General features: G+C 75.0%; 16 protein-coding genes. 8 read left to right on the top strand and 8 right to left on the bottom strand.

Going from position 1 to position 15,191, the window contains the following annotated elements; genetic code table 11:
• Positions 1-18 precede the first annotated feature (18 nt).
• Positions 19-1,608, bottom strand: a complete 1,590-nt coding sequence (locus DFJ68_RS18500; protein ID WP_211333329.1) for a phosphotransferase — start codon at positions 1,606-1,608, stop codon at positions 19-21.
• Positions 1,609-1,707: 99 nt separating this feature from the next.
• On the opposite strand from DFJ68_RS18500, the gene nudC reads away from it, so the two are divergent.
• Entirely contained in the window at positions 1,708-2,709 is a 1,002-nt protein-coding gene (gene nudC / locus DFJ68_RS10195) for an NAD(+) diphosphatase (RefSeq protein ID WP_245963580.1), read from the top strand.
• Between the two features lie 43 nt (positions 2,710-2,752).
• Here nudC and DFJ68_RS10190 read toward each other — a convergent pair whose 3' ends face one another.
• The gene (locus DFJ68_RS10190) at positions 2,753-2,977 is read right to left on the bottom strand and encodes a mycoredoxin (RefSeq protein ID WP_121035275.1); all 225 of its coding nucleotides are present in this window, start codon (positions 2,975-2,977) and stop codon (positions 2,753-2,755) included.
• A gap of 192 nt (positions 2,978-3,169) precedes the next feature.
• Between DFJ68_RS10190 and DFJ68_RS10185 the strand changes: the two genes are divergently transcribed.
• The 4 genes from DFJ68_RS10185 (at position 3,170) to DFJ68_RS18955 (ending at position 6,633) form a co-directional block, all read left to right on the top strand.
• Positions 3,170-5,332, top strand: a complete 2,163-nt coding sequence (locus DFJ68_RS10185; protein ID WP_245963579.1) for an ATP-dependent DNA helicase UvrD2 — start codon at positions 3,170-3,172, stop codon at positions 5,330-5,332.
• A gap of 155 nt (positions 5,333-5,487) precedes the next feature.
• Positions 5,488-5,829 carry a hypothetical protein gene (locus DFJ68_RS10180; RefSeq protein ID WP_147431559.1) on the top strand — a complete coding sequence of 114 codons (342 nt, stop codon included), beginning with the start codon at positions 5,488-5,490 and terminating at the stop codon, positions 5,827-5,829.
• 269 nt (positions 5,830-6,098) lie between these two features.
• Entirely contained in the window at positions 6,099-6,386 is a 288-nt protein-coding gene (locus DFJ68_RS10175; RefSeq protein ID WP_121035273.1) for a WhiB family transcriptional regulator, read from the top strand.
• 115 nt (positions 6,387-6,501) lie between these two features.
• Complete coding sequence (locus DFJ68_RS18955; RefSeq protein WP_276330700.1) at positions 6,502-6,633, top strand: hypothetical protein; 132 nt, start codon at positions 6,502-6,504, stop codon at positions 6,631-6,633.
• A gap of 177 nt (positions 6,634-6,810) precedes the next feature.
• Here DFJ68_RS18955 and DFJ68_RS10170 read toward each other — a convergent pair whose 3' ends face one another.
• From DFJ68_RS10170 to DFJ68_RS10160, 3 genes are all read right to left on the bottom strand, one after another.
• Positions 6,811-8,136, bottom strand: a complete 1,326-nt coding sequence (locus DFJ68_RS10170) for an ABC1 kinase family protein (protein ID WP_121032913.1) — start codon at positions 8,134-8,136, stop codon at positions 6,811-6,813.
• Positions 8,137-8,178: 42 nt separating this feature from the next.
• Positions 8,179-9,156, bottom strand: coding sequence for a hypothetical protein (locus tag DFJ68_RS10165; RefSeq protein ID WP_211333327.1), 978 nt, complete (start codon positions 9,154-9,156; stop codon positions 8,179-8,181).
• 278 nt (positions 9,157-9,434) lie between these two features.
• A complete protein-coding gene (locus DFJ68_RS10160) occupies positions 9,435-9,596 on the bottom strand; it encodes a DUF5679 domain-containing protein (RefSeq protein WP_020143053.1) in 162 nt (53 codons plus the stop codon).
• 161 nt (positions 9,597-9,757) lie between these two features.
• Here DFJ68_RS10160 and DFJ68_RS10155 point away from each other — a divergent pair, with 161 nt between their 5' ends.
• Positions 9,758-10,309 (top strand): SprT-like domain-containing protein, encoded by a 552-nt coding sequence (locus DFJ68_RS10155; protein ID WP_121032909.1) that lies wholly within the window; start codon positions 9,758-9,760, stop codon positions 10,307-10,309.
• Here DFJ68_RS10155 and DFJ68_RS10150 read toward each other — a convergent pair.
• Positions 10,283-10,906: an NUDIX hydrolase gene (locus DFJ68_RS10150; protein WP_121032907.1), complete on the bottom strand. Its 624-nt coding sequence runs from the start codon at positions 10,904-10,906 to the stop codon at positions 10,283-10,285. The genes DFJ68_RS10155 and DFJ68_RS10150 overlap by 27 nt on opposite strands.
• Positions 10,903-12,672, bottom strand: coding sequence for a zinc-dependent metalloprotease (locus DFJ68_RS10145; protein ID WP_245963578.1), 1,770 nt, complete (start codon positions 12,670-12,672; stop codon positions 10,903-10,905). The genes DFJ68_RS10150 and DFJ68_RS10145 overlap by 4 nt, the downstream gene beginning before the upstream one ends.
• A gap of 209 nt (positions 12,673-12,881) precedes the next feature.
• Here DFJ68_RS10145 and DFJ68_RS10140 point away from each other — a divergent pair, with 209 nt between their 5' ends.
• Both DFJ68_RS10140 and DFJ68_RS10135 read left to right on the top strand, forming a co-directional pair.
• On the top strand, positions 12,882-13,325 hold the full coding sequence (locus DFJ68_RS10140; protein ID WP_121032905.1) for a molybdenum cofactor biosynthesis protein MoaE: 444 nt from the start codon (positions 12,882-12,884) through the stop codon (positions 13,323-13,325).
• A complete protein-coding gene (locus DFJ68_RS10135) occupies positions 13,322-14,461 on the top strand; it encodes a YlbL family protein (RefSeq protein ID WP_121032903.1) in 1,140 nt (379 codons plus the stop codon). The genes DFJ68_RS10140 and DFJ68_RS10135 overlap by 4 nt, the downstream gene beginning before the upstream one ends.
• A gap of 75 nt (positions 14,462-14,536) precedes the next feature.
• Here the strand turns inward: DFJ68_RS10135 and DFJ68_RS10130 are convergent, their stop codons facing one another.
• Entirely contained in the window at positions 14,537-15,067 is a 531-nt protein-coding gene (locus DFJ68_RS10130; RefSeq protein WP_121032901.1) for a PPA1309 family protein, read from the bottom strand.
• Positions 15,068-15,191 lie beyond the last annotated feature (124 nt).

Here is a 15,191-nt window from a genome sequence, read left to right as displayed (position 1 = left end):
GTGGCGCCGTGTCCCGCGTCAGCGGCGGCGGCCGCCGCGGTTCTTCTTCGTCCCGCGGACGGCGCCCGTACGGGCCGGCCGGTCGCCCGAGCCGTCGGTGCGGACGGGGACGAAGTCGGACGCACCCTCGTGCTCGTCGACGACCGGGTCGCCGGTCCCGTCGGCGTCGCGAACCTCCGCGGCGTCGGCGTCGGTGTCGGCGTCGGTGTCGGTGTCGGTGTCGGTGTCGGTGTTGGTGTCGTCGACCGGGGGCAGGGCCTCGGCCTCGTCGATCTCGAAGGGGGAGTCGTCGCGGTCGACGACCGCCACCTCGTCGGTGCGGGGGATCGCGGCACCGGTCCGGTCACCGACGCCCTCACCCTCGTCGCCCAGGCCCGCCGCCGTCGCGGGCGCCGCCTCGGCAGCACCGTCGGCAGCAAGGTCGACGGCACCGTCGACGGCACCGTCGCCCTCGGCTGCCACTCCGTCCGGGTCGTCGGGACCCTGGGCCACCGCGCCGGTGGCGACCGTGCCGGTCACGGGCGCGGCGAAGGGGTCGTGGGGGACGGTCGCGTCCCACGGGGCGTCGTCGGGCAGCGACTCGGGTCGGCTGCGACCGGCCGCCGCCTCCGCCGCGGCGAAGGCCTCCGCCCGCTCGGCCCGCCGCCGCTCCTCGCGGGCGGCGTCCTCGTCGGCGTGACGGCGGTCGTCGGCCTCGATGGTCTCGTCGAGCTCACGCAGCTGCTCCGCGAGGTCGTCGACGCGGTGCACGTCACCCGCCGACACGGCCCGCAGCAGCAGGCGTACCGACGCCATCTCGCCCGCGAGGCGCGCCCGACGCACCAGCCCGGCATCCGGTCGCTCGTGACGTTCGTGGGCGTAGCCCTCGAGCACCGAGTCGAGCGCGTCGGGCGAGGCGAGGGTGACGAGCTCGGCGAAGTCGTCGGCGGGGTCACCGACCCGCGCCTCCTCCCATGCGAGCACGCCGTGGACGGTGCCGCTCGAGGCGTCGGCGTCGTCGGAGAAGCCGGCGAGCACGTTCTCGCCGGTGAAGCTGCCGTGGATGGGGCACGGGGCGAAGCGCCAGAGCGAGACGTCCTCGAGCAGGTCCTCCCACCGGTTCAACAGGGCCGTCGGGACGTGCCCGGTGGCGGCGGCGCGGTCGAGCTCGCTCAGCTGGCGCCGGCGGTGGGCCTCGGCGTCGTAGGCGGGCCGGCCCGACTCGTCGTAGAGCAGGTGGTCGAGGTTGTGCACGCGGGCCAGGGTGCGCCCGACCTCGCCCGCGAGCGGCCCCGGCGGCAGGGCGGAGAAGTCGAGCGGGCGCCCCGGCAGGCGCAGGTACACGACCGCGCGGCCCTCGGGAACGACGACCTGTCCGCGCACCGTCGGCACGGCGACGTCGAGGCGGCGCGAGAGCAGCGTCCCGAGCGTGGTGACGTCCTCGAGCATGGCGCCGGCCGCCTGCGACACGGGTGCCCGCACGACCCAGCGGCGGTCCTGCGTGTCACGGAGGTAGGCGACCTCGAAGAGGTCGTCGGGCCCGCGGCGCACGCCCTCGACGGTCACGGGGTCGAGCCCGGGCACCGCCGAGCTGGCCAGGGCGGCGAGGAACAGCGGGCTGCGGGTCACGGCCCCACGGTATTCGGCCGCTCGCCCTCCCGGTGGGAGGTGCCCGGCGACGAGCAGGTCGGATGCCGGTGGGCCCGGCCCCGCGCCTACGCTGGCCGGGTGCCAGAGACCCCCGAGACGACCACCCGGACGACGCGCGACATGGAGCCCGTGACCACCACCGACGTGCTGCGCGACCTCGCCCTGTCGAGGGGGACGCTCGACCGGGCCGGCAACGAGCGGCGCGACGAGGGTCTGCTCGGCCGGCTGCTCGCCGACCCCGCCACCTTCGTGCACGAGCTGCGCGGCGAGCTGCTCGAGACGGCATCCGGCGACGGCGGCACGACGCGCCTCGCGGTCCGGGCGCCGCTGGCCTCGGACGCCGACCGGCTCGTCATCGACCTCGGCCGCGACCCGGCGGGCCACGCCCACCTCGTGGTCGTCGCCGACCCCATGGAGCCCGACAGCGCCGACTGGTCGGACGGCAGCGACGACGCGTGGGTCGGCCTGCGCGAGTCGGGGGAGCGCCTCGGCGACGAGGACGCCGGCATCTTCACGACGGCCCTCGCGCTCGCGAACTGGCACGCCCGCAACACCCACTGCCCGCGCTGCGGCGCCCCGACCGAGGTCGTGCACGCCGGGTGGGTGCGCCGCTGCACCGCCGACGGCAGCGAGCACTACCCGCGCACCGACCCCGCCGTCATCATGTCGGTCATCGACCCCGACGACCGGCTGCTGCTCGGCCGGGCGCCGCACTGGCCCGAGGGCCGCTTCTCGGTGCTCGCGGGCTTCGTCGAGCCCGGCGAGTCGTTCGAGGCGGCGGTCGCCCGCGAGGTGCGCGAGGAGGTCGGTGTCGTCGTCGACGACGCCCGCTACCTCGGCAACCAGCCCTGGCCGTTCCCGGCATCCGTCATGGTCGGCTTCACGGCGCGCACGAGCGACCCGACCCTCGTGCTCGACCCCGTCGAGATGGCCGAGGCGCGCTGGGTCAGTCGCGACGAGTACCGGGCGGCCCTGCGTGCCGACGAGATCCGCACGCCGAGCGGGATCTCGATCGCGAAGCGGCTCATCGAGCACTGGCTCGGCCACCCCGTCGAGGACGTCGGCGGCCGCACCTTCTGAGGCCGTTCCGGGGGCGCGAGGGGCGCGGGCCTGCGGGCCGTGCTCAGGCCCCGAGACGCTCGCGGACCTGCGCCGCGGACGGGTTGGTGGCCGCGGTGCCGTCGGGGAAGAGCACGGTCGGCACGGTGCGGTTGCCCCCGTTGACGTGCTCGACGAAGTCGACGTGCTCGGGGTTGCGCTCGATGTCGACCTCGGTGAACGGCACGCCCTCGCGCGTCAGCTGTCTCTTGAGCCGGGCGCAGTAGCCGCACCACGACGTCGTGAACATCGTCACCGAGCCGCCGGGCGGGGTGAGGTCCGGCGTCCGGCCCGTGCGGCCGTCCGTCGTGCCGTCGGTCGTCTGCTGCTCGTCGCTCACCGGTGCTCCTCGTGCTGGCGCCGCCGTCGAGGGCGTCGGCGGCCGGTGACAGGATGATGTCATGGTCCCGCCCGCATCCTCCCGGCGACCACGGCGCTCGCCGTGGGCCGCGGGCCCGTCCCGAGCGGGGCGGTCCTGAGCGCCCCGGGTGGCGCCGACGAGGTGCTCGCCGGGCTCGACCCCGAGCAGCGCGAGGTGGCCCTCGCCGAGCCCGGGCCCGTCTGCGTGCTCGCCGGCGCGGGCACCGGCAAGACCCGGGCCATCACCCACCGCATCGCCTACGCCGCCCACTCGGGGCTCGTACAGCCCCAGCGGGTGCTCGCCCTCACCTTCACCGCCCGGGCGGCCGGCGAGATGCGCACCCGCCTGCGGGGGCTCGGGGTGCAGGGGGTGCAGGCCCGCACCTTCCACGCCGCCGCCCTGCGCCAGCTGCACTTCTTCTGGCCGCAGGCCGTCGGTGGGGCCGCCCCCGAGGTGCTGCCGCAGAAGGCGTCGGCGGTCGCCGAGGCGGCCGGGCGCCTGCGGCTGCAGTTCGACCGCACGACGATCCGCGACCTCGCCGGCGAGATCGAGTGGGCCAAGGTCAACCTGCTCGACCCCGGCTCGTACGTCGCGGGGGCACGGGCTGCCGGGCGTGAGCCGCCGGGCCTCGACCTCACCGCCATGGCCCGCCTCTTCGAGGCGTACGGCGAGGTGCTGCAGCGGCGCGGTGTCATCGACTTCGAGGACGTCCTGCTCACCACCGTCGGCATCCTCGACGAGCGTGACGACATCGCCCGCACGGTCCGCGGGCAGTACCGCCACTTCGTCGTCGACGAGTACCAGGACGTCAACGCCGTGCAGCAGCGACTGCTCGACACGTGGCTCGGCGAGCGCGACGACCTCGTCGTCGTCGGCGACCCGTCGCAGACCATCTACTCCTTCACCGGTGCGAGCCCCCAGCACCTGCTCGGCTTCACGAAGCGGTTCCCGTCCGCGCGCACCGTGAAGCTCGTGCGCAACTACCGCTCCAGCCCGCAGGTCGTCGACCTCGCCAACACCGTCATCGGCGCCGGCCCCGTCGCCGCGCGGCGGGCGGCGGTGCGCCTCGTCGCGCAGGGCGAGAAGGGACCGGCGCCCACCCTGACCCAGCACGCCGACGACGTCGCCGAGGCGGCCGCCGTCGCCCAGCGGGTGCGCGAGCTCGTCGACAAGGGCCACCCCGCCGCCGAGATCGCCGTGCTGTTCCGCATCAACGCGCAGTCCGAGGCCGTCGAGTCGGCGCTGACGGATGCCGGGGTGCCCTACCTCGTCCGCGGCGGTGAGCGCTTCTTCGCCCGCAAGGAGGTGCGCGACGCGATCCTGCTGCTGCGCGGGGCGGCCCGCTCCGACGACGGTGAGAAGCCGCTCGGCCACCTCGTGCGCGACGTCATCACCGGCGCCGGGTGGACCGAGTCGCCGCCGTCGGGCGGCGGCGCCACCCGTGAGCGGTGGGAGTCGCTGTCGGCGCTCGCCTCGCTCGCCGACGACCTGTCCGTCACCTCACCCGAGGCGAGGCTGCCCGAGCTCGTCGCCGAGCTCGACCGACGGGCCGCCGAGCAGCACGCGCCGACGGTCCAAGGCGTCACCCTCGCCAGCCTGCACGCCGCCAAGGGACTCGAGTGGGACACCGTCTTCCTCGTCGGCGCCTCCGACGGGCTGCTGCCGATCTCGATGGCCGAGGGGGAGGCCGCGATCGAGGAGGAGCGCCGCCTCCTCTACGTCGGGGTGACGCGCGCCCGGCGGGCCCTGCACCTGTCGTGGGCCGCGGCGCGCAACCCCGGCGGTCGCGCCGGCCGCCGGGTCTCGCGCTTCCTCGCGCCGGCCGCCGGCATCCTCGGCGACGGCGCCCGGCCGACCGCACCGTCGGGCGGCTCGCGCCGTTCCTCGCCCAAGGTGGCCGCCCGCAGCACGTGCCGTGGCTGTGGGGCCGAGCTGACGACCGCCGCCCAGCGCAAGACCGGCCGCTGCGACAGCTGCCCGCCCACGTACGACGAGGCGACCTACGAGCGGCTGCGGGCCTGGCGGCTCGCCGTCTCCCGCGAGGCCGGCGTGCCCGCCTTCGTCGTCTTCACCGACGCGACGCTCACGGCGATCGCCGAGAGCGCACCGTCCGACGAGGCGGGCCTGTCGGCCATCAGCGGGGTCGGGGCGCGCAAGCTGGGTCTCTACGGGGCCGACGTCATCGCCGTCGTCGGCGGCGCCGACCCGCAAGAGCTGCTCGAAAGTCGTTCTGCGACAACGTGATTCGCGGACCGGTGGGGTCGCCGCAGAAAAAGTTCGGAAAAGGCGCGTAAATCGGTTGTCCCCCCTGACGCGGGGCCCCTACCCTTGTCGGGACAGGCCCCAGGGGTATCGGCTACCGCCGGGGGACCACGAGACACGGTGAGGAGGTCGGCCACATGGACAGCACCACGATGACGAAGAACGCAGCCCGCTGCGTTGCTTCCGCGCGTCTGCGCGTCGACGGCCGTCTCCTGCGTGCAGCCGTCCGTGTGCCGGCCCAGGGGACCGCTGTGTCCTTCGCCGGCCCGATCACGGGCAGCACCACGGACACCGGCCTGGGTCTCGGCAGCGTCCTCGGCGCCGTCGCGCGTGACGCCGCCGGCGTCCGCGTCGATGCCACCGTCCCGTTCACGGGAGATGCCACCGTCCCGTTCACGGGAGAGGTCTCGGCCCTCGCCTACTCCGCCTTCATGGCCACCGATGTCGTTCGCTCCCCCTCGGGGAGGCCCCCGGTCTGACCCAGACCTGAGCCTCACCCCAGGCCGCGAACCCGACATCACCGGGCTCGCGGCCTTTCTGTCGTCCCGGGGCGCTCCGGCGCCGAGCAGCACCACCGCATCCAGCAGCACAGCCGACGCACCGCACGGTGCCCGACAGACCAGGACCCGAGATGACCCCGCGCATCCAGACCAGCACCCCGGAGACCCGCCACACCGGCGCGGGTCTGCGGCCCGAGAGCGAACAGGTGGCGCCCCGACCGGGCGCTCCCGAGACGGAGGTGAGAACGATGCAGCTGAGCGAGCTGATCGACCTGCGCACCCAGGCGCAGCAGGTCGGGGAGACGATCCCGTGCCGCGACTACGACGCCGAGCTCTGGTTCGCCGAGCGACCCGACGACGTCGAGTTCGCCAAGACGTTGTGCGGGCTCTGCCCCGCCCGGACCCAGTGCCTCGCCGGGGCGCTCGAGCGGCAGGAGCCCTGGGGCGTCTGGGGCGGGCAGCTGCTCGTCCAGGGCGTCGTCGTGCCCCGCAAGCGGCCGCGGGGACGCCCCCGCAAGCACCCGGTGGCGGCCTGAGGACCGCCCACCGTGCGCACACCGCACCGGCCGGTCGGGTCCGACCCGACGACCACGGCCACCCCGCACCACCACCCACGGATGCCCGCATCCGACCCACGACCAGGAGAACGACATGAACCAGCTCGAGATGCTGGCTCGCGAACGGATCCAGGCACAGCGCCGCCGGCACGACCGCAGCGGAGTTCGCCGCAGTGCCAGGCTCATCGCCCTGCAGATCCGCGACAGTCGCCGACACGCCGACTGAGCGAGCCCGGGAGGGACGGCGCCGCCGCCCACCCACCACAGGGAGTACGACAGGAAGCACGGCAGGAACCAGCCCAGGAACGACAGCAGGACGCAGTGAGGCAGCCGCGGGTGACGCGCACGTCACCCGCGGTTTCGCCTGTCCGGGGTCGGTCGGCGGCTCCCGCCGCGGCCCGCCTCAGGCCTCGACGGGCGGCAGGTCGGCTCCCGGCAGGAGCGCGTCGACGATCTCACGCCCGCGCACGGTGCCGCCCAGCTGGCTGAGCACCCCGATGCCGCCGCCCCACACCCGGTGGATGAGGACGTACTCGGGCGGCAGGTTCAGCTTGTACGCGACGGCGTAGTTCGGCTGCCGCGGGTCGTTGATGTGGGCGAAGACGCCCCGCAGCCAGTCGCGGCTGAAGGTGAACTCGTCGGTGCGGAACGGGGCGAGGAAGGGCTCGAGGTAGTCGAGCAGCCGCTCCGGCTCGAGGTCGATGCGCTCGCGGACGAAGCCGATCTCGCGCAGGCCGGCGAGCACCCCGTCGGCCCCGCCCTCCAGCCCGAGGGTGAGCAGCCGGCCGATCTCCGGCGGCATCCCGTCGGGGAGCCGGTTGACGGCGCCGAAGTCGATGATGCCGAGGCGGCCGTCGGGCAGCATGCGGAAGTTGCCGGGGTGCGGGTCGGCGTGCAGCAGACCCGTCTCGGCCGGGCCGGCGAGGAGGAACTCGAGGTAGAGCGAGCTCGCGTCGTCACGCTGCTGCTGGTCGCCGTCGGTGATGATGCGCGAGAGCGGGACGCCGTCCATCCACTCCGACACGATGACGTGCTCGGTGCCCTCGAGCACGTGGGCGACCGCGAAGTCGGGGTCGTCGTCGAACGCCGTGGCGAACGTCTCCTGCGAGCTCGCCTCGAGGCGGTAGTCGAGCTCCTCGGCCATCCGCTCGCGCAGCTCGTCGAGGATCGGGCCGATCTCGATGCCGGGCACCCACGAGGTCGCCACCTTGGCCACCCGCGACAGCTGCTTGATGTCGCTCATGAGGGCCGCGCCGGCGCCCGGGTACTGGATCTTGACGGCGACCTCGCGCCCGTCGGCCCACACACCGCGGTGCACCTGGCCGATCGAGGCGGACGCCACGGGCTGGTCGTCGAAGGCGGTGAACCGGCTGCGCCAGGAGGACCCGAGCTCGGCCCGGAGCACGCCGTGGACCGAGGCGACCGGCATCGGCGGCGCGCTGTCCTGCAGCTTGGTGAGCATGGCGCGGTAGGGGCCGGCCATCTCCTCGGGGAAGGCGGCCTCGAAGATCGACAGGGCCTGGCCGAACTTCATCGCCCCGCCCTTGAGCTCGCCGAGCACCTGGAAGAGCTGCTGCGCCGTGCGGGCCTGCAGCTCGGCGGCGACGACCTCGGCCGGCTTGCCCCCGATGCGCTTGCCGAAGCCGAGCGCGGTGCGGCCGGCGAGGCCGAGTGGGACGCTGGCGAGACGCGCGCTGCGGACGACGGCCTTGCGGGGCAGATCCGTCATGGCGTCACCTCCTCGTCGGCTCGGTCGTGCTCCCTCTCGACTCTAGACGAGGTGCGGCGCGCGTCCACGCCCCACCGGGTGCTGCCGCCGCGCGAGCCCCGGCGGCGCCGCGTCCGTGCTGCCGGGGTCGGAGTCGGGGTCGGAGTCGGTGTCGGCGGGGGCCGCCCCGTGGCGGTCGCACGCGGGGTGCACCTGCCAGCGACGGTGGTCCATCCGCGGCCAGGGCAGGCAGACGTCGACCGAGACGCCGGGCGGGGGCCGGTGGCCGTCGACGAGGCTGCGGGCGATGGCGGCCACGCTGCCGGCCACGACGTCGGCCAGGGCCGGGTCGACGACGTCGCCGCTGCCCGGAGGGACGCCGGCGTGACGCGGCGGCCCGGATGCCGGTGGGCGGGCGAGTGGATCCACCGCTCCCAGTGCCCCGGTAGACGCCGGGGCCGGCGTCGCGGCCTGCGCCATGACGGTCGGCCACGCTGCGTCCCGGTCGCTGCGGTGCCGGTCCAGGCACCACAGGCACGGTTGGCGCCGCCCGCTGACGAGCGGGCCGACGGTGGCGTGGCCGCCGCCCGGAGACACCGGCAGGTGCGGAACGCCGGCGGCCAGCCACGGGTCGCCCCGTCGGGGGTCCACCGCGGGGGAGCCGACGAGGACGACGAGCACGGGCGCCGGCTCGACCGGGGGAGCGGGCGCGGCCCCGGGACGGGACGGCACCGGGACGAGGCCGGAGCGGCGCAGGGCCCGCGACACGGAGTCGGCGAGCGGCCCCTCGCCCTCGATGCCGACGGGCAGCGGTCCGTCGTCGGCGGGCGCCACCCGGAGCACCTCGAGGCGCCGGAGCAGGTCGAGCAGCTCGTGCCACCGCGCCGCCGCCACCCCCGCGTCGGCGGCGTCGCGGAACGTGCCCGCGACCGCCTGCCGCCCGTCGAGCCGCGAGAGCAGCCCGATCTCGGCCGTCGTCAGGCCCGAGACGATGGGCCCGCGGGCGGTCAGGCCGAACTGCACCTCCCCGGGTGCCCGCACGAGGGGCCGAAGCCCGCCCGGGATGTGCGCCCGGCTCCCGGGGGAGGGCGCCCACGCCGGGGACGTCGTCCCGCCGGGGCGGCCACCCGGCATCCGATCGGTCATCGCATGACCACCTGCTCCCTCACCGTCGCCGTGCCGCCCCGGGCACAGGCTGCCATCGGGCGTGGCCGGTCGGACGGCGTCGTCCACAGGCCCCCGGACGTGCGAGAGGGACGCGACCGGTCGGTCGCGTCCCTCTCGTCGGCTGCGGTGCTACCGCGATGCCGGAGGGGCCGTCAGGCCTTGCCCAGGATGCGGTTGAGGTTGGTGCCGCACACGGGGCACTGGCCCTTGGCCATGCGACGGCCGTTGTCGGACACGACAACCTTGCCCTCGGCCTCGCGCTTCTCCTTGCACTTGACGCAGTAGAACTCGCCCTTGTAGGTCTCGTCGGCCATTGTGTCTCCTCGATGCTGGCACCCATCCGACGGGCGCCTAGGCTCCGATCACCCTAGAGCACGCTGAGCACGAACTCACGCCGGTGCCCCGTGTCGTGAGCACGGCGCGGCCCTGTGCACGGCCTCCCGGCGGTGTCGGCCCCGGCGCCTACCCTTCACTCATGCCCACCGCGAAGGATGCCGTCGAGCGCACCGTCGTCGACGGCGTCGACGTCGAGGTGCGTCGCAGTGCCCGGCGCCGGCGCACCGTCTCGGCCTACCGCCACGAGGGGCGGCTCGTCGTGCTCGTGCCCGCCCGCATGAGCCGGGCGGAGGAGGGGCGGTGGCTGCGCACGATGGTGCAGCGGGTGTCCGCCTCCGAGCAGCGGCGCTCGCGCACCGACGACGACCTGCACCGTCGTGCGCTCGAGCTGTCACGTGAGTTCCTCAGTGGCACAGCGGTGCCGGCGTCGGTGCGGTGGGTCTCGACGATGACGACGCGGTGGGGGTCGTGCACCCCGGGCGACCGCTCCATCCGGCTGTCCGACACGTTGCGCAGCATGCCCGGCTGGGTCGTCGACTACGTGCTGCTGCACGAGCTGGCGCACCTGCTCGAACCGGGCCACGGCCCCGCCTTCTGGGCGCGGCTGCAGGGCTACCCGCGCCTCGAGCGGGCCCGTGGCTACCTCCAGGGGGTGTCGGCGGCGTCAGGCCTGGCCATCGGCGACGACTGACGACGGGGCCGTCGCGGCGCCGGCCAGCAGACGCCGCCCGGCTGCGACGAGCGGCGCCAGCTCGTCGCGGCTGTCCTCGGGCAGCGCGTCGACCGGCCACCAGCGCAGGTCGAGCGACTCGTCGCTGACGACGGCCTGGGCGCCGGGGCCCGCGACGGCGACGAAGCGCACGTCGAGGTGCTCGTGGCACGTGCCGAAGTCGCCGGCGAGCACGTGACGGTCCAGCTGGGCGACCTGCGGCAGCGGCGTGACGTGGGGCAGGCCTGACTCCTCGCGGGCCTCCCGCGTCGCGGCGGCGAGCACGTTCGCGTCACCGGCCTCGTAGTGGCCCCCGAGCTGGAACCAGCGCCGGGCCCGGCGGTGGAGGGTGAGCAGGGCGTGCTCGCCGGTGGGGTCGAGCACGAGGACGCTGCCGGTGAGGTGCGCCGGCGGGCCCTGCTTGCTCATGGCGTCGGGATGGGCCCTCAGGTGGGCGACGAACTCGTCACGCAGGCCTGCCTGCCGGTCGTCGGGCGGGGCCCAGGCGGTGAGCCGCTCGAGGGCGTCGGTGTGCAGCCGGGCGAAGCCGGTCGGCCCGCCCGGTGGGGTCGTGGTCACGCCCGGGACGGGGGAGTGTCGTCGTCGTCGTCGTCGTCGTCGTCGTCGTCGTCGTCGTCGTCGTCGTCGGCGGCGTCGTCGGCGTCGCCCGTCTCGTGACCCGTGTCGCCCGGTGCCGCCCCGCCCTCGCGGCGCTCGCGGTCGGCGTCGTCGAGGATGCCCTTGAGCACCGCGTCGAGGTCGGCCCCGAGGTCGGCGGAGGCGAGCAGGGCCGCGGCGTCGTCGGTAGGCGGACCGGCAGCGTCACCCGCGTCGCTCGAGCTGGAGCCCGCCGACCCCGCCGAGCCGGTGGCGGAGTCTGAGGGCGTGGCCGTCCCGTCGTCGTCACCGTCGGGCCGGGAGCCCGTCACGCCGGTGGGGACGCCATCCGGCCGCGAGCCGGTGCACCGCTCGACGAAGCCGATGATGTCGTCGAGGTCGGCCGCGGTCGGGGCGAGGTCGGGGTGCGCCCAGCGACCGTCACGCGCCTCGGCGCCACCGGCGCGCTCGAGCGCGGCCCAGAGGTTCGCCGCGTCGCGCAGGCGCCGGGGGGAGAGCTCGAGGCCCACGAGCCCGGCGAAGGTCTTCTGCGCGGCCCCGCCGACGCGGCGCCGACGGATCGTCTCGGCGAGCGCGGCGGACTGAGGCAGGTGCTTCGAGGTCGTGCGGTCGGTGACGTGGTCGACCCAGCCCTCGGCGAGGGCGAGCAGGGTCTCGAGGCGGGCGAGCGCGGCCCGCTGCGCCGAGGTCGGCTGCGGTCGGAACAGGTTGCCCTGCAAGGCCGTTCGCAGCGCCTCGGGGTCGGTGGCGTCGATGGTGGTCAGCGCCGACTCGATGGCCTCGGTGTCGATGGTGATGTTGCGGGCGTAGTCGTCGACCGCCGAGATGAGCTGCGGACCGAGCCACGGCACCTCGGAGAAGAGGCGCACCCGGGCGGCCTCGCGCACCGCGAGGTAGAGCCGCACCTGGGCGACGTCGATCTCGAGGGCGTCGGCCATGAGCCGGACGTTGCCGGGCAGCAGGGCCACGACGCCACGCTCGGTGAGGGGCAGGCCGACCTCGGTCGCGCCGACGACCTCGGTGGCGAGGGTGCCCACGGCCTGTCCGAGCTGCGCGGCGAACATCTGGCGGCTGAGGTTGCCGAGCATCGGGGCCCACTGCTCGACCATCTTGGCGGGGTCGAAGCCGGCGGGCATACCGGGCGGCATCTCGTCGCCGAACGCCTCCGGCCCGAGGTCGCGGACCTGCTTGCGCAGCGCCTCGGACGTCGCGGCGGTCACGCCCTCGGACACGGGCTCGACGAGCTGGAACCACCGCGGCATCGTCGCCTCGACCCACTCCGCCCGCGACAGCCCGAGGGCGCGCCAGGCCGGCGCGGCCAACGTCGTCTGCTCGTCGAGCCACAGCGTGGCGACGGCCACGGCGTCGTCGATGGCCCGCGCGGCCGCCGGGTCGTGCACGTCGTTGCCCTCGGTCGCGGCGACGTGCTTGCGCGCCACCTCGGTGGCGAGGTCGCGCGAGCCGGTGGGCGACTGCTGGGCGGCCATGAAGGTGCCGAGCTGCGCCTTCATCGCGGCCTGCGTGCGCGGGTCGCTGGGGTCGACGCCCATGCCGCGCATGGCCTCGGCGAGCTCGGGGTTGTTGACCGCCTCGCCGAGCACCTGCTCGAGCATGGCGCCGAGGTCGGCGGGGTTCATCCCCTGCAGGTCGGGCAGGCCGGCTTCGTCGTCGCGGTCGTCGTCGCGGCCGTCGTCAGGGCCGTCGTGCGGCCCCCGGATGTCGGACATGGGATGCTCCTGGCTGAAGTGGTGGTGCCGGCCTGTGGCCTGTCCAAGACAACCACGGGGGCGGCCGTTTGGTTCCCTCGGGACGCGGCCGACCGGCATCCGGGCGAGGTGCCCCCGCGTCGCGCCCACGTCGGGTCCGCATCGAGTCCGGGGTGACACCGGGGTGACACCGGGTGACACCGCGTGGTCGCCGAGGCCGGCCACATACGATGACGCACGTGACCGTCGTGCTGGCCGAGATCCGAGAGACCCCGTTGTCCGTCGACGAGGTGCTCCACAGCGTCTCGGACCCCACGGCCGGCGGCATCTGCCTCTTCGTCGGCACCGTGCGCGACCACGACGGCAGGGAGGACGGCGAGCCCGACGTCGTGGCCCACCTCGACTACTCCGCGCACCCGCAGGCCGCCGAGACCGCGCGCGCCCTCGCGGACCGGCTGGCCGCCGACGGGCGCAGCGTGCGCATCGGCGTCGTGCACCGCACCGGACACCTCGAGGTCGGGGACGTCGCCGTCGTCGTCGGGGTCAGCGCCCACCACCGCGGCGAGGCCTTCGACGTCTGCCGCGAGCTCATCGACGAGTTCAAGGCCACCGTGCCGATCTGGAAGCACCAGCGCTTCGCCGACGGGGCGGACGAGTGGGTCGGCCTGCCGTGAGGCGCACCATCCGGCGCGACCTCGACCCGGCGACCCCTGGCGGTGACGCCTCCTCGGCGCCCGAGGACACCCGGCTCAGCCGGGCCAACAAGGTCACCCTCGGCGCCTTCTTCGCGGCCCTGGTCGTGCTCGTGGCCGGCTCGCTCGTGCACCTGCCCTACGCGGTGACGAGCCCCGGGCCGATCGTCGACACCTTGGGCACGCAGGAGCAGGACGGCAAGCAGGTGCCGCTCATCGCGGTCTCGGGCCTGCCGACCTACCCGACCGACGGCGCGCTCGACTTCACCACCGTGAGCATCGCCGGTGGCCCCGGCTATCCCGTCGACCTCTGGGACGTGCTCGGGGCGTGGGTCGACCCGGCCCGCGACGTACAGCCCGTCGACGAGGTCTTCGACCCCCAGGCGACCCAGGAGCAGATCGCCGAGGAGAACTCGGTGCAGATGGAGGGCTCGCAGCAGGAGGCCACCGCCGTGGCGCTGCGGGCGATCGGGCAGGACGTCCCGACCTACATCACCGTGGCGGGGCTGACCTCCGACTCGAAGGCCAAGGGCATCCTGCGGGCGGGCGACCGCTTCGTCAGCGTCGCCGGCGTCGACGTGCGGCAGGCGCAGGACGTCGTGGACGGCCTGCAGAAGGTCGAGGTCGGGCAGCCGGTCGACGTCGTCGTCACCCGGGGCGGCAAGGGCGGCGAGCGCGTGCAGGCGAAGGTGACGACCGTGGCCGGCCAGAACGGTCGCACCGCGCTCGGCACCTTCCTGCGGCTCGACCACGACTTCCCTGCCACGGTGACGATCAACGCCGGCGCCGTCGGCGGACCCTCGGCGGGCCTGATGTTCTCGCTCGGCATCTACGACAAGCTCACCGAGGGCTCCCTCACCGGTGACCGACGCATCGCCGGGACCGGGACGATCGACGACGCCGCCGACGTGGGCCCCATCGGCGGCATCAAGCAGAAGATGGCCGGGGCGCGCGACGGCGGCGCCGACTTCTTCCTCGCCCCCGCCGACAACTGCGACGAGGTCGTCGGCAACGTCCCCGACGGGCTGGAGGTCTTCAAGGTCTCGACGTTCGACCAGGGGCGGGCCGCGGTCGAGGCCATCGCGAAGGGCGACACGGGCGCGCTGCCGCGCTGCTGAGCCACCGCGCTGCTGAGCGGCTGAGCCGCAGCCTGGTCGAGGCGGGCGCGGGCGACCGCAGGGGGGCAGGACCCGTCAGGGGGTGAGGCTGGCCCGCAGCGCCTCGACGATGCCGGGGGCGATGTCCTTGCCCGTCGCGACGGCGTCGTCGGAGTCGTGGTCGCGCTGGCGCAGCAGGCAGATCGAGCTGCCGTCGCGCAGCACGGCGACGAGCAGCCGGACGTCCTTGCGGTCCGGGTGCTTCGCGAGCGCCTCGACGGCCGCCTCGCTGCGGGCGGGCAGGTCGCGCTCGGCCTCCGGCGGCACGACCATGCGCTCGATGGCGAAGGCGCAGCCGTCGACCTCGTCGGGCCAGGCCAGTCGCCCGAGGAGGGTCTCGAGCGAGGTCGTCGTCGGCAGCCCCTCCTGCTCGATCGCGGTCAGCGCGCCCTCGGCGCGGTCGGACGCACCCATCTGGGCCTCGAGCTGGGGCTCACGGCGCAGCAGCTCGGCGGTACGCACGAGCGCGAACAGCCGGGCGGGCTGGTCCCACCCCGCGGCGGCGACGTGGCGCTCGGTGTCGAGGGCGGCGACGGAGAGGGGGTCGATGACCGGCTGCGAGCTCACGCGCCCATCGTGCCGCACGCGTCCGTCACGGTGCCCGGCGACCTCCCGGTCACGGGTCGGTCACACTGTCGTCACGCTCCCGGGGGAGCGCCCCTCAGCCCCACGGAACCGTCGCGGACCCGGG

It is taken from the genome of Terracoccus luteus, from assembly GCF_003635045.1.
GTDB lineage: Bacteria > Actinomycetota > Actinomycetes > Actinomycetales > Dermatophilaceae > Terracoccus > Terracoccus luteus.
The sequence above is the reverse complement of the archived record's forward strand: the minus strand, read 5'-3'. Positions and strand labels throughout refer to the sequence as shown.

Bases quoted from the DNA above. Each gene is read 5' to 3' on its own strand.
- DFJ68_RS10190 (WP_121035275.1), bottom strand. From the start codon at position 2,977: ATGTTCACGACGTCGTGGTGCGGCTACTGCGCCCGGCTCAAGAGACAG.
- DFJ68_RS10180 (WP_147431559.1), top strand. From the start codon at position 5,488: ATGGACAGCACCACGATGACGAAGAACGCAGCCCGCTGCGTTGCTTCC.
- DFJ68_RS10175 (WP_121035273.1), top strand. From the start codon at position 6,099: ATGCAGCTGAGCGAGCTGATCGACCTGCGCACCCAGGCGCAGCAGGTC.
- DFJ68_RS18955 (WP_276330700.1), top strand. From the start codon at position 6,502: ATGAACCAGCTCGAGATGCTGGCTCGCGAACGGATCCAGGCACAGCGC.
- DFJ68_RS10170 (WP_121032913.1), bottom strand. From the start codon at position 8,136: ATGACGGATCTGCCCCGCAAGGCCGTCGTCCGCAGCGCGCGTCTCGCC.
- DFJ68_RS10160 (WP_020143053.1), bottom strand. From the start codon at position 9,596: ATGGCCGACGAGACCTACAAGGGCGAGTTCTACTGCGTCAAGTGCAAG.
- DFJ68_RS10155 (WP_121032909.1), top strand. From the start codon at position 9,758: ATGCCCACCGCGAAGGATGCCGTCGAGCGCACCGTCGTCGACGGCGTC.
- DFJ68_RS10145 (WP_245963578.1), bottom strand. From the start codon at position 12,672: ATGTCCGACATCCGGGGGCCGCACGACGGCCCTGACGACGGCCGCGAC.
- DFJ68_RS10140 (WP_121032905.1), top strand. From the start codon at position 12,882: ATGACGCACGTGACCGTCGTGCTGGCCGAGATCCGAGAGACCCCGTTG.